15 protein-coding genes are annotated in these 13,681 nt (G+C 42.5%); 2 read left to right on the top strand and 13 right to left on the bottom strand.

From position 1 onward, the window contains the following. Positions 1-102: 102 nt before the first annotated feature. From AR334_RS16060 to AR334_RS16035, 6 genes are all read right to left on the bottom strand, one after another. The gene (locus AR334_RS16060) at positions 103-1,491 is read right to left on the bottom strand and encodes a sigma-54-dependent Fis family transcriptional regulator (protein WP_066313328.1); all 1,389 of its coding nucleotides are present in this window, start codon (positions 1,489-1,491) and stop codon (positions 103-105) included. Between the two features lie 63 nt (positions 1,492-1,554). Continuing rightward, the gene (gene ablB / locus AR334_RS16055; RefSeq protein ID WP_066313325.1) at positions 1,555-2,409 is read right to left on the bottom strand and encodes a putative beta-lysine N-acetyltransferase; all 855 of its coding nucleotides are present in this window, start codon (positions 2,407-2,409) and stop codon (positions 1,555-1,557) included. A 131-nt stretch (positions 2,410-2,540) separates the two neighbouring features. Beyond that, positions 2,541-3,794: a peptidase gene (locus AR334_RS16050; RefSeq protein WP_066313913.1), complete on the bottom strand. Its 1,254-nt coding sequence runs from the start codon at positions 3,792-3,794 to the stop codon at positions 2,541-2,543. Positions 3,795-3,839: 45 nt separating this feature from the next. Beyond that, positions 3,840-4,505, bottom strand: coding sequence for a 3-oxoacid CoA-transferase subunit B (locus AR334_RS16045; protein WP_066313321.1), 666 nt, complete (start codon positions 4,503-4,505; stop codon positions 3,840-3,842). Further along, entirely contained in the window at positions 4,490-5,182 is a 693-nt protein-coding gene (locus AR334_RS16040; RefSeq protein WP_066313308.1) for a CoA transferase subunit A, read from the bottom strand. Before AR334_RS16040 ends, AR334_RS16045 begins: the two co-directional genes overlap by 16 nt. Positions 5,183-5,199: 17 nt before the next feature. Continuing rightward, the gene (locus AR334_RS16035; RefSeq protein WP_066313912.1) at positions 5,200-6,540 is read right to left on the bottom strand and encodes an aspartate aminotransferase family protein; all 1,341 of its coding nucleotides are present in this window, start codon (positions 6,538-6,540) and stop codon (positions 5,200-5,202) included. Positions 6,541-6,707: 167 nt separating this feature from the next. On the opposite strand from AR334_RS16035, the gene AR334_RS16030 reads away from it, so the two are divergent. Further along, on the top strand, positions 6,708-8,069 hold the full coding sequence (locus AR334_RS16030; RefSeq protein WP_156431285.1) for a TrkH family potassium uptake protein: 1,362 nt from the start codon (positions 6,708-6,710) through the stop codon (positions 8,067-8,069). Positions 8,070-8,116: 47 nt separating this feature from the next. Here AR334_RS16030 and AR334_RS29000 read toward each other — a convergent pair whose 3' ends face one another. After that, entirely contained in the window at positions 8,117-8,287 is a 171-nt protein-coding gene (locus tag AR334_RS29000; RefSeq protein WP_082692967.1) for a YjcZ family sporulation protein, read from the bottom strand. A gap of 117 nt (positions 8,288-8,404) precedes the next feature. On the opposite strand from AR334_RS29000, the gene AR334_RS16025 reads away from it, so the two are divergent. Further along, positions 8,405-8,998, top strand: coding sequence for a DUF502 domain-containing protein (locus AR334_RS16025; protein WP_066313907.1), 594 nt, complete (start codon positions 8,405-8,407; stop codon positions 8,996-8,998). Positions 8,999-9,019: 21 nt separating this feature from the next. Here the strand turns inward: AR334_RS16025 and msrB are convergent, their stop codons facing one another. From msrB to AR334_RS15995, 6 genes are all read right to left on the bottom strand, one after another. Continuing rightward, positions 9,020-9,457 (bottom strand): peptide-methionine (R)-S-oxide reductase MsrB, encoded by a 438-nt coding sequence (msrB, locus tag AR334_RS16020; RefSeq protein ID WP_066313301.1) that lies wholly within the window; start codon positions 9,455-9,457, stop codon positions 9,020-9,022. Next, positions 9,454-9,993, bottom strand: a complete 540-nt coding sequence (gene msrA / locus AR334_RS16015; RefSeq protein WP_367576364.1) for a peptide-methionine (S)-S-oxide reductase MsrA — start codon at positions 9,991-9,993, stop codon at positions 9,454-9,456. Before msrA ends, msrB begins: the two co-directional genes overlap by 4 nt. Before the next feature lie 127 nt (positions 9,994-10,120). After that, positions 10,121-11,110: a ribosome small subunit-dependent GTPase A gene (gene rsgA, locus AR334_RS16010; RefSeq protein ID WP_082692986.1), complete on the bottom strand. Its 990-nt coding sequence runs from the start codon at positions 11,108-11,110 to the stop codon at positions 10,121-10,123. Between the two features lie 323 nt (positions 11,111-11,433). After that, positions 11,434-12,012: a YpmS family protein gene (locus tag AR334_RS16005; protein WP_066313284.1), complete on the bottom strand. Its 579-nt coding sequence runs from the start codon at positions 12,010-12,012 to the stop codon at positions 11,434-11,436. A 6-nt stretch (positions 12,013-12,018) separates the two neighbouring features. Next, the gene (locus AR334_RS16000) at positions 12,019-12,843 is read right to left on the bottom strand and encodes an SGNH/GDSL hydrolase family protein (protein ID WP_066313278.1); all 825 of its coding nucleotides are present in this window, start codon (positions 12,841-12,843) and stop codon (positions 12,019-12,021) included. Positions 12,844-12,954: 111 nt separating this feature from the next. Then, the gene (locus tag AR334_RS15995; protein ID WP_066313275.1) at positions 12,955-13,551 is read right to left on the bottom strand and encodes an SCO family protein; all 597 of its coding nucleotides are present in this window, start codon (positions 13,549-13,551) and stop codon (positions 12,955-12,957) included. Positions 13,552-13,681: the final 130 nt, after the last annotated feature.

The following is a 13,681-nucleotide window of genomic DNA, read 5'->3' as shown; positions in this document are numbered from 1 at the left end:
AAGGTGCTCGTTTAATAAACGCTTTAACAGCAAGACATTGCGGGCGAGGCCCAATCTGAGCTTGAGAATTAGCAAAAAAAACGCCGAAAAATCGGCGCTTTTTTATGATTGTTTTTTAAGTTTGTATTGTAATGTTTGTCTGGGAATGTCTAAAAGTTTGGCTGCTTGATTGATATTTCCGTCACACTGATCCAACGCCTTCATAATCAGACTTTTCTCCAGCTCATCAAGATTTCTTCTTAATGACAAGCTCTCAGGCTTCTGATTTCGACGGGCAGGGCTTAACAACTGTTTTAACATGACCGGCAAATCCTCGGTACCCAGGAGTTCGCGCTCACAAACGTTCATCATATATTCAACTGTATGCTTTAGTTCACGGACATTCCCCGGCCATTGGTATTCTTGAAAAAATGATTGCAGCTGTTGGTCCAGACCTTGAATATTTTTCTGAAGATTACTGTTAAACTCTCCAATAAAACAATCGGTCAAAAACAAAATATCCTCTTTCCTTTCCCGAAGCGGCAGGAGCGAAAAGGTAAATACGTTTAACCGGTAATAGAGATCAGACCGCAACAGCTGCTGTTGCAGCGCCTTGCCTGGATGGACATTTACCGCGGCAATTACGCGGACATCAACCAAAATATTCTCCGAGCCTCCAACCCTTCTTACGATCCCATCCTCCAATACCCTTAACAGCTTCGCCTGCAGTTCAATTGGCATGGTATGCAGCTCATCCAAAAATAGCGTTCCGCCATCGGAAAGTTCAAATAAACCCTTCCGATCAACCGCCCCAGTATAACTCCCCTTCGCCGTGCCAAACAAAATACTTTCAAGTAGTGATTCAGGAATGGCCGCACAATTTTGCGCAATAAACGGGCCATTGCTACGGCGGGATTCATCATGGATCCCTTGGACAAAAAGTTCTTTCCCCGTCCCGGACTCTCCGTATACAAGAATCGGAGAATTAGATTTTGCCAGCTTCCTAGCCTCTTCCTTTAAAGATTTAAAGGCGGAATTCACCGTCTTCAAGTCATTAAACGTGTATTTAACCTGCTTTGGCAGCTTTTTCTTCCTGCTTTTATTACGCCCTTTTTGCAGATCAAGCAATCTCTCCGAAAGCAGCTTCATCCGTGAATAATCCTTGGCAATTTCCACCGCGCCAATCACTTCGTCACCAAGAAGGATGGGAAGGGTGGTATTGATGGTATCAATCCTTGCTCCGTGCAGATTGACATAAACCTGAGTTTGATTATAGATTGGCTTTGCTGTCTTGATCACCCTTAACAGTGTGCTTGAATACTTGGTTAACGACGGGAAAGCCTCAAATAAATGTTTCCCAAGCACCTCGGCAACCTCAACGCCATCATGTCTGGCGGCCACTTCATTATAATAAATCGTTTTCCCCTCCGTATTGACCACATGGATTCCTTCATCAATACTTTTCAAAATTGCCGTTAAAACTTCCTGGGTTAATGCGGTTAATTGCCCCATCCTCCTTTCACCTTCCCTTCCTTAAAATGGGGTGCCGAAAAGTTGTCACTTAACGCCGAAATTTTAGCAGCCTGCCAAATCCTTTACCCACATATTCATATTTTCAAGCTTATCATAGATATAGACGTTATTCATTAACCTGCCTCGGTAGGAATATCCAAGCTGGTACAAAACGGCATTCATGCCAAACGACAGGGATCTTGCAATCGAATAAGCGCAAAAAATCCCTTTCCGTTGCAACTCTCCCTCAAGCTCCTGTAGGATCAGCTTCATTAACCCGTACTGTCGATGCTCGGTCAGTGTTGCACAGTCGGTTAATTCGGCATTTTTGTAAAATCCATTTATTTCGGCTGAGGCAGCACTGACGATTTTCTCTTGATAAAAGAAGGCATAGTATATCGTCCCTTCCTTCATCGTCTTCTTAATGTATTCGGCATCCTGCAGTGGAGTCGGATAGATTTGAAACACCTGAGAGTAAAGAGCGGAGAGCTGTTCAGCATGTATTTCATTCACTTTTTTCAATTGATATTCCTTTGGTGGAGTGGACTTTGGTGACGAAGAATCCAATTGATAAATCGAATGAACAATTCCGTCCTCCGTAAGCCAATGATCGTTATGCTTTCGGTCTGATGTGTAAAACTTTGAAAATAAAATGGCATCTGAGCCGTGAAAATAGCGGTCTATCACTGCCTCAGGCTGCAGACCAGACTCAAACAGTTTAAGAGTGTCCTCTTTTCGGCCTTTAACAATTAATTTTTCAGCCTTGTGCTTGTGGACAAGGATTTCCGCCTCTTCAAGTGCCTGCTTTAGATTCCCACGATAATCATCTACTCGGATTCTTTTATTAAACGGATCGATATAGACTGCAAGATAATAACCAAAGTTTTCTAGGATTAACGTAGTAGCCTGCTGATTCATTGCTTCACCCCTTGGATAACTATTCGAAAAAATGCCTGGCCATGTTTGCAGCCAGACATTCCCAGTACATCATACCAGTCATTATTCGCTTTCGTCCGGTCCGTTTCCTTCCAAATAGGATAAAAATCAGTCTATTGGGCTATTTCACACCATTTTAAAAGAGTCAGGGCAATGATTTCACTGGCAGCGAACATTTCTTCCAGAATAATATATTCGTTCGCGTCATGGGCCATTTCAGTCGTTCCCGGCCCAAACACTACAACAGGGGTACCACCGACATTGGAAAGGATACCGCCATCTGTTCCCCATGGACTCGCTTCTATGATCGGCGACTCACCTTTAATTTCTGTGAAACTTTCACGCAGCTGAGTAATTAACATGTGATCAGTTGCCAAGCTGCCAGGCAGCCACTGGGCTCCGAACCACTCCAGCTTCACATGATTGGCTTCAAACCATTCATCCTCAAGCTTTAAACCTTCCAGACACCGCTCCATTTCATGTTGAGCATTTTGAATGGTCTCCTCGGGTGCCACACCCATTCGACCTTCGATGATTGCAGTGTCTGGGACCGAAGAGGGCCACTGGCCGCTGGAAATTTTCCCAATGTTGATCGGAATAGGAATAGGAGTTTTTTCATAAAGAGGGTCGGTAATTTCCGCATTTCTATCTTTCTCTAATTTTTGTAACCTTTGAATCACTATCATTGATTTTTCAATTGCGCTAACTCCTTCATATCTGGTGCCGCCGTGCGCAGCCTTACCGGTCACAGTAATTCGAAACCACATTGACCCCTGCTGTTTCGGGAAAATTTTCATGTTGGTCGGTTCGGGAATGATAGCGCCATCCGCTTGATATCCCCGAAGGACTGCAGCCAACGTACCGGCACCGCCGCTTTCTTCTTCGATTACACTTTGAAAAATTACATCACCTTTTAGCTTGATTCCAGAGGCGATAATCGATTCAAGCGCCAATAACAAGGAAACGGTTCCGCCCTTCATATCGGTTGCCCCTCGGCCATACAGCTTTCCAGATTCGATATGCCCGCTAAAAGGATCAAGTTCCCAACTCGTTTCATCGCCGACTGGGACAACATCTATATGGCCATTTAAGATAATCGATTTCCCGCCGCCAGAACCTTTTAAAACAGCCACTAAGTTAGGGTTGCCTGCAAAGCTTTGACGATCGCAGCAAAAAGCGGGGTGATCGGCCAGTTCCTCCCGGTCAAGCTCCCATAAATCAACCGCCAATCCGAGCTGGCGGCATTTTTCAATCAGAATGGCTTGCGCACTACTTTCCCTTCCCCTGGTACTATTTTCCCTGACAAGCAATTGCAGAAGCCTGGCTCCCCTTGCACGGTTCTCCTTCAACCAGCTTTTGACCTTCATTTCATGGGTTGTCAATTGCACCACTCCTTTACAAAATTGCGATGATTAATATGGAATCTGCCTTACTTTTTGACTAATGGTAAATTCACATTCTGTTTTATTGGCTATATCTGCAACATCATAGGGTGCAAAAATTTCGGTGAGCACGAGTCCTTCATTGGTTACCTGAAAGACGGCCAACTCTGTAATGATTAGATCGACACAAGCTCTTGCAGTTAACGGCATGGTACATTCACGTAAAAGCTTGGAGTTGCCAGCCTTGTCACAATGATTCATCAACACGATAACCTTTTTGGCCTTTTGGGCAAGTTCCATTGCTCCACCCATGCCTGGCACTTTCTTTCCTGGTACAATCCAGTTTGCCAAATCGCCTCGCTCACTGACCTGAAGCGACCCCAAAACGGTGATATCCACTCGGCCCCTGCGAATCATCGCAAACGAAACGGCACTGTCACAATATGAACCTCCCGTTTTTAAAGTCACAGGAAATCCACCGGCATTGCAGAGGTTTTCATCCTCGTCTCCTCTAGCAGGACTGGGCCCCATCCCGGTAATCCCATTTTCAGCATGAAACATGACATTTATATTGGCCGGCAAATGATTGGGAACAAGAGATGGGATGCCGATTCCAAGATTGACTACCATACCAGATTGAATTTCCTCTGCAGCTCTTCGTGCCAGTCTATTCCTGATATCTATTCCCATGCCCATGTCCAATTCACCCCCTTGGAAGGAATCACATAATCGACGAATACACCTGGTGTGATGATTTCCTCCGGATCCAAACTTCCTAGCGGGACAATTTCCTCGACTTCCGCAATTGTGATATCTCCGGCCATCGCGACGAGCGGATTGGTATTGCGAGCGCTTTTGTCATAAATCAAATTACCGTATGCGTCTGCCTTTTTGGCATAAACGATCGACACTTCCGCTTTTAGGGCGAACTCCACAAGATAATCCTTGCCATTAAGGGAAAGGCGCGGTTTGTCCTTTGCGACAATCTCGTTATCTAACCCAATATCCGATAAAATTGCTGGAAGGCCGACACCGCCTGCACGGATTCTTTCAGCCAAAATGCCTTGAGGAGAAAACTCCACCTTAAGTTTCCCTTCATGCATGAACTGGCCGGCAAAAGGGTTGGAGCCAATATGGGACGCTATGACTTTGGAGGCACGGCCTTGACTCACTAATTTACCTATGCCAATATGCGGAAACCCTGTATCATTGCCAATCAAAGTCAAATTACGGACCCCTTTTTCCAGAATTCCATCAATTAGCGACGGTGGTGTACCGACACCCCCAAAGCCGCCAAACATTAAGGTCATTCCATCTTTGAAATACTCCATTACCTTTTCTAATGTCGTAATTTTTCTAAACTTATTATCCATTTTGCTATCACCAGCCATCAATCAATTTGTATTTGCTTTGAAAAGGCGACAAATGTTTCTGCTAACAAATCAATTAATTCATCCATTTCTTGTTCAGTAATCGTTAACGGTGGCGAAATAATGATGGCATCCCCGTTAACCCCATCAATTCCGGCACCGGCAGGGTAGACAATTAGTCCCTTTTCCTTGGCAAGCTCAATCATCCTTTGGGTAATTAATGCAGTACGAGGAAAAGGAGTTTTAGTTTTTCGGTCGATAACAAATTCAAGCCCCAGAAGCAGCCCCTTGCCGCGGACATCACCGACAAATGAAAATTGGTCCATTAATTTTTCAAGCCGTTTTCGTAAATATTCACCTTTTTCTTCTACTTTTCTCATAATCTTGTGTTTTTCGATATATTCGATCACCGCCAAAGAAACCGCACAAGACTGGGGATTCGCACTCAAGGTGTGCCCGCTCATGACCGATTTTGAACCGGCTAGAATCGGCTTCATCACCTTTTCACTAGCCATTGCAGCAGCAATTGGGGCATAACCGGCGCCCATGCCTTTACCAAGTGTGACAATGTCAGGAACAACCTCCCAATGCTCACAGGCAAGCATTGCCCCAGTCCTACCAGAACCTGTCATTACCTCATCGGCAATAAAGAGAATACTATGGTCATCACAGATTTTTTTAATAATCTTAAAATAATCCTTTGGCGGCGTAATCGCAGCACCAGCAGCACCAACTACAGGTTCGGCAATAAAAGCAGCTATGTTATCTGAACCGATCCGTTTGATTGCCGTTTCCAGCTCTCTTGCGCATAAATGGTTGCAGGATGGGGCCTCTAAGCTATAAGGACAACGGTAGCAGTATGGCGGGTTGATAACCGGAAAATCCTCCAAGAGGGGTACGAACCTTGCCCTTCTGCCGGTATGCCCTGACATCGAAAGCGCTCCCAAAGTAATCCCGTGATAGCTTACCCATCTAGACAATACCTTTGTCTTCGTATAAATCCCCTGTTCCTGCCAGTATTGAATTGCCATTTTCATCGCCGTTTCCGTCGCTTCAGATCCGCTGTTGACGAAAAAGCTCCAATTCAGATCCCCTGGGGCCAGGCTGGCGATTTTTTCAGCTAATTTTTCTGCCGCCTCACTTGTAAACTGAGAACGATAAACGAATGATACTTTTTTGGCCTGTTCAGTCATTGCCTCAATAATCTCTGGTACTCCATGTCCAATATTCGCGGTGACAGCACCGGAAGCGGCATCTAAGTATTTTTTTCCATCGATATCGTACAAAAAGACTCCTTTTCCATAGTCGATAATAGGGTAGGCTTCATTTAGCATCGGTTTGATTAAATACGATTGATTCACCTCAGATCCCACTTCCTCTTTAAAAAATGACATCGTCCAATTGTTCCTTATTAAAATTGTATGATTGATGGTTGAGTTTCTTTCATCGATTTAACCTCAACCAATCTTTTACTTTTTTCTTGGTGTGTTATAGAATAGCAGATAGATTAGATAGAGGACTGAATTGGATGAACTCAAAAGGAAAACTACAAGCTAAATCAAAGGAAATGTCTGCATTCCAATTAATTATTATTTTTTATTTGTCTGCCCTCATTATTTCTACCTTGCTGATCAAACTGCCAATTGCTCTACAACCGAATGTGAAGCTTAGCTTTATTGATGCTATGTTTACAGCGGCAAGCGCCATCAGTGTAACCGGCCTGAGTGCTATCTCACTTAAGGATACCTTTAATAACTTCGGAATTTTCCTGCTTTGTATCATGCTGCAATTGGGCGGGCTTGGGGTTATGTCGTTAAGTACATTTCTATGGGTTATGGTTGGGAAAAAAGTCGGCTTAAAGGAACGTCAGCTGATTATGATTGACAATAATCAGTCAAATCTCGCTGGCCTCGTACAAATGGCAAAGCGGATTTTCATCATTATTACATCAATCGAAATCATTGGCGGAATTATCTTGGGGCTCCATTTTTATAAGTATTACGAGAGCTTTTCAACCGCTTTTAAACATGGATTTTTTGCCTCAATCAGTGCCACAACAAATGCAGGTTTTGACATTACTGGGGAATCTCTCGTGCCATTCGAGAATGACTACTTTGTCCAATTTATCGTTATGTCATTGATTATTATCGGAGCAATCGGGTTTCCGGTGATCGTAGAAGTATATGAATTTTTTCTCACCTTGAAAAATAAGAAAAAGTTCCATTTTACCCTGTTTACTAAATTAACCACTTTAACCTTTGTCATTCTGACCGTTCTCGGGGCGTTATTCATTTATTTGTTGGATATCGACCACTTTTTTGCCGATAAGAATTGGCATGAATCATTCTTTTATGCTTTTTTCCATTCGGTCACAACCAAAAGTGCTGGACTTGCGACAACAGATATGAACGAATTTACCATAAGCAATCAACTGTTTATGTCGATGCTAATGTTTATTGGCGGTTCCCCGAGCAGTGCCAGCGGTGGAATTCGTACGACCACATTTGCGATTATTATTTTGGCAATCATCTTTTATGCACAAGGAAAAGGTTCAATCAAAATTTTCAAACGTGAACTGAATCAGGATGATGTGTTAAAATCATTCATCGTTTTGACATCTGCGCTGATTTTGTGTTTATTCTCGATTGTCATCTTGTCAATTACTGAAAAGGGCACAATGATCGAAATTATTTATGAAGTCTCCTCCGCTTTCGGAACCAACGGACTCTCACTCGGTTTGACTCCGAGATTGTCGACCTTCGGCAAAGTCCTGTTGATCATTTTAATGTTTATTGGACGGGTCGGAATTGTGACGTGCCTGCTAATGATGCGAGGAAAAGGTAGAAAGGAAACCTTCCATTATCCTAAGGAAAAAGTCATTATCGGATAAGAGCATGAAAAACGGCCGACTCATTACAGAATCAGCCGTTTTCATTTTTAAACTACCCAGCTTGCACCGATAATGATAAGAAGAATAAACAGGACAACAATCAGCGCAAAACCACCAAATCCAAATCCGAATCCGCCGCCAAAGCCACCGCCGTACCCGTAGCCACCTACCGCGCCGCCGCAGCAGCCGTCAAAACCATATCCATATCCACCATACATTTGCAGTCACTCCTCCTTTGTTTCTGTTCATGGTTACTTTATGTAGTAGGTACTTGACCTGTATGTGCATACGCCTATATTATGAAAGACAATGATAAAACTGGCGGTGGAGAAAAAATGAAATCAATCATTAAAAGCTTTATTAACGGGATTTTGACCATTGTCCCCATCATACTGGTCATCTACGTAATTTATAAAACATTTTTATTTCTGGACGGAATCTTGGGTGATTCATTGCGGCCTTATTTAAGGGAAGATTACATTCCGGGGATTGGCCTATTAACCACTTTCATTTTGATTACATTATTAGGCTGGCTGTCTACCAAATATTTGACCGGAAAAATGATTAAACTGATTGACCGGCTACTGGATAAAATCCCTGTGGTCAAAACGATTTATTCTGTCATAAAAGACACAATCCAATCCTTTCTTGGGGAGAAGAAATCTTTTTCGAAGGTTGCTTTGGTGGTGATTCCGGGGACTGAAATGCGAAGCATCGGCTTTATTACCTCAGAGGCGCTGGAGGAATTTTATAGCCCATTAAAAGACCATGTTGCGGTTTATGTCCAGCAAACCTTTCAGGTGGCAGGATTCACCTTTCTGATTCCGAAAGAGCAAGTGGAAATTATTGATGTAAAGCCTGAAGATGCGATGAAATTCATCCTATCGGGCGGGATGACATCGAGTGGAAAGCAGAAGGAAAAAAGTTAAAGCCGCAATTACGCGGCTTTTTTACTTTTGATCGAACAGTTTTATATATTCCCCGTATCCTTCTTTTTCAAGATCTTCCTTTGGGATGAATCGCAATGCTGCGGAGTTGATGCAATATCGCAGTCCAGTCGGTTCGGGGCCGTCATCAAAAACGTGGCCCAAATGGGAATCGGCTGATTTGCTTCTCACTTCGGTACGAATCATGAAATGACTGTGATCGGATTTTTCCAATATCTCAGCTTCTTCAATTGGCTTCGTGAAGCTCGGCCAGCCGCAGCCGGCATCAAATTTATCGAGCGAACTGAACAATGGCTTACCTGAGACAATGTCTACATAGATGCCATCACGGATCTCATTCCAATATTCATTGCGAAATGGCGGCTCGGTGCCATTATTTTGCGTTACCTCAAACTGCATTGGTGTTAGTTCTTTTTTTAACTGCTCTACATCTCTTTTCATTTTTTCTGCTCCCCCCAGTGCTGTTGAATAAATCCGGCACGTCCGGAACCAATATGGTATCGTTCATAGTGAGCCGGATTTTTCTTATAGTAATGCTGGTGATACTCTTCTGCCGGATAAAACGTTTTGGCCCCCAGTATCGGCGTCACAATTGGCTTATTAAACCGGCCGCTTGCTGCGAGCGCTTCTCTAGATTCCTCGGCCAATCGTTTTTGTTCGTCATTATGGTAAAAAATAGCGGTTTGATAAGACTGGCCTCGGTCATAAAATTGACCGCCTGTGTCTGTCGGGTCAATTTGCTGCCAAAATAATTCCAGCAGTTTTTCGTAAGGAAAAACTTCCGGGTCAAAGGTTATTTGCACTGCTTCATAATGCCCGGTCGTGTCCGTACAAACTTGCTGATAGGTCGGGTTTTCTACTGTTCCGCCGGTATAACCCGAGACAACATTGATAATTCCTGGCTGTTCATCGAACGGCTTCACCATGCACCAGAAACAGCCGCCGGCAAACGTTGCCAGTTGGTTCGATTTTTCCAACATTTCCACCCCACTTATATTAGAATCATATTAATATGAGTATACAAAATGGAGCAACAAAAAGAAAATTTTCGGTTTGAAACCATAGAAAAAGCCGAACCGGATGGTTCAGCTTCAATCGATTATCTTACTTTTTCGACCTGACCTGCTTCGTAATATTTTTCCAGCGCCGTTTTTCTTCAGTCTGCGCCCGTTTATCGGATTTTCGCTCAAGATATGCCAGCTCCTTTTGAAGCTTATGGTAGCTGGTCAGTCGCTCGGGAGAAAGCTGTCCCTCTCTAATTGCCCCTATAACCGCACAGCCCGGTTCATCATGATGCCCACAGTCACGATATTTGCACGATGATGCCAATTCCTCAATTTCTGAAAAAGTCTCTGACAGCCCGTCGGGACTTTCCCATAACTGAAGTTCACGCATCCCCGGTGTATCGATTAAAATACAGCCATTAGAGAGCATAATCATTTCCCGGTGTGTTGTCGTATGACGGCCCTTATCATCGGCTTGGCGAATTTCCTGTACCAATTGCTTTTCTTGCCCCAGCAAACAGTTCGTTAAAGTAGACTTCCCAACCCCTGAGGAACCCAGTAAGGCAACTGTTTTCCCAGGCTGCAGATAAGGTTCCAAACCTTCGAGCCCCTCGCCAAGTTCCGCGCTAACTGGAATAATCGGTACGCCGCCAAAGGTTACCGTTTCCACTTCTGTTATTTTTTCCAATACATTGGGAGATAAGTCAGCCTTGCTTAATACGATCACCGGGTTGGCGCCGCTTTCCCAAGCCAACAAAAGATAGCGCTCGATTCGGCGTAAATTTAAATCCTCATTTAAAGAGTTGACCAAAAAGACGGTATCGACATTTGCCGCAACAATTTGTTCTTCCGTCGTATTCCCCGCCATTTTTCTTGAAAACTTGCTTTGCCTAGGCAGTACGGCCGTAATGGTACCTTTTCCTTCAGCAACCCTCGGTTTCACCACGACCCAGTCGCCTACAGCAGGAAAGTCCTCTCTGCCTTGCGCCTGGAAGCTGAATTTTCCGGATACCTCGGCAAGCATTTCCCCTTGCTCTGTCCAAATTCGGTACATTCGTTTATGCTCTAGTGCCACTCGGCCAATTATCATGCTTTCTTCGGTCTTCAATGTTTCAAAATGTGTTTTAATCTGATCAGTTAAACCAATTGTTAATAAATTCAATGTTTATTCCTCCAGCAATTATTAAAATAAAAAACCATAGGCAGACACAGCCCATGGTTCCAATTCATTGCATAAAGGAATAAAAATGGTCAGAACTCCCCTTAAATGGAGCCTCGATGGGCTGTGCAAACTGTATTCAATTTAGAAACAATTAATATCATTTCAATTAACATTGCACGTCACCCACTTTCAACCATATTTGTGATTATTATATGATGCCAACTAAAAAATGTAAACAATAAATTGTTTGCCTAGTTTATCGGAACCAAAATAGTAAAGCCAATCTGGTCCTTTTTAAGATCAAATTTATCCACCTTAATTTTCATATCGCTTTTTATCTTTAACTGACCCATATGAACATAAATTTGTTTATCATTCGGCCTGATGTCTACACCTTTTGGAAGCTTATAGTTATCACCGATAAATTTCAAAACATAGGATATTGGCAGCGGCAAACTACCAATTGACATCGACTTCTGCTTTAACACCAAGTCACCGTTGTTTAAAGCTTCCGGTTCAAAGGTTAATTTAAGATTAACCTCCTCACTGAAGACCGGTATCTTTCCATACAATTCAACCTCTTCCCCTAATAAAACCCGGTATTTAATCGGGGAATCACCGGTTTCCTCCTGTAAATAATGGTTAATTAGCCGATTTAAATCATACTTATTGGAATTCACATGGAAGGACACATACTCGCCTGTAAGCGGTTTGGTACTTTCATTTTGTTTATCCTCACCGGTGGCCAAAATCATTGAAGAAATGATAATAGCTATCAAAACGTTGATTCCAAGCAAAATCAGGAATCCAAGTTTCCATTTATTTTTCATTAACCTCTAATTCTCCTCTGTACTGACCATAAACGACTTTTTGTCTAAATCAGGTAATACTTGTGCATCCATTACTTCATTCAACCGCTGGGCAATGTATTCATAGCCCTTATCATTGGGATGAAAATTATCGGTATATAGTAGATTTTCATCGTGATTTAAAAATAAATCCTCGATTCCGACAAAATAGGCATTGGGATAATTAGCGACTACGCCTTGACCGGCCTTATTCCATTCAGAGACGATTTGATCCATTTCTCTTATATTCGAGAACCATTTTGAAAAGGGATTATAAAGTCCCACCAAAACAATAGAAGCATTGGGATTTTCTTGTACAATGGTTTCAAAAATATCAGTCAGATGGTTTCGATAAACTTCCTTTTCGTTCATGAATACTGGAATCGCCAAATTGGCAAAATTGTCTTTGACAACCTTCATAATATCGTTACCGCCAATCGTAAGAATTACCAAATCCGCTTGTTTTAGGAGTGTCTTCATTTCTTGGGTTTGCAGGCGCTTGAGTAACTGGGTTGTGCGGTTTCCCTTCACACCGTAATTATAAAAATCAACTTCCTTGATTCCCTTTTCTTGTTCAAGCATTGTTTTTAAATAAGGTAAATAACCTCCATGCCCTGTGCTATCACCAATACCCTGTGTTAAGGAATCGCCCGTTGATAAAACCGTTAATTTTCGTGGAATAAAATCCGCGGGTACTGGTTCAAAAACGGGAACAGCAGCACTCTTCACTTGATGTAATGCCCAAGAATCCGGTTCACTGCAGGAGCCCAAGAAAAATGTCGAGAGAATTAGAAGGGGTATTAACTTTTTCATCCAATATTCACCTTCCTTCTAAACTATTTTTATTATAACATGCCAGGAGCGATTCAAAAAAATCTATACTATATCCTATTCCTGTCAAAAAAAATAGACCGTTTAAATGGTCTATTGTAGTGCTTTAATATCATGAATGATTTCATCATATGGGACATTCTTAAACAAGTCATATGTTTTTTTTATGTTACCATCCTGGTCAACCAAGTAAACATACGTTTGATGAATAACCTGACTCTCGTTTTCCGGCTTTTTGACTATCGTTTTAAAGCTTTTTCTTGCATACCCTTCAATGAATTCTTGTGAATACCCTGTAAGCAATGTCCAGTTCGAAAAATCCGCACCAAAATTCCCCGCATACTCTTTCAAGCGCTCCGGTGTATCAACTGTCGGGTCGACAGTAAATGAAACAAACTCTACATTTTCAAGCTCTTCATCCTTGACCATTTTCTGCAACTTCGCCATGTTTGCTGTCATTGGCGGGCATACATCGGCACAGCTAGTAAAAATAAAGTCCGAGATCCAAATCTTCCCCTTTAAATCTTTAAGTGCTACTGTCTTATTATCTTGAGTGGTAGCTGAAAAATCATCTACTGGCCAATTCACCGCATTCTGAATCTCTTTCTGACCACACCCCGCAACTAATAAAGTAAATAATAATAAAATAACTACATAGCCTTGTCTCACAAAATCACCCTTTAACCACATACTTAACCAACTTTCGTGTCTAGTGTAACAAAGATTGGTCAAGGATGAAAGAAAAAGGGCTAAAGACCCGGGATAATTAAAATATTTCATGGACCCGAAATATATGGTATTATGAATGAGTATTCACTCA

Source organism: Bacillus sp. FJAT-29814 (genome assembly GCF_001510715.1).
GTDB lineage: Bacteria > Bacillota > Bacilli > Bacillales > Cytobacillaceae > Neobacillus.
The sequence above is the reverse complement of the archived record's forward strand: the minus strand, read 5'-3'. Positions and strand labels throughout refer to the sequence as shown.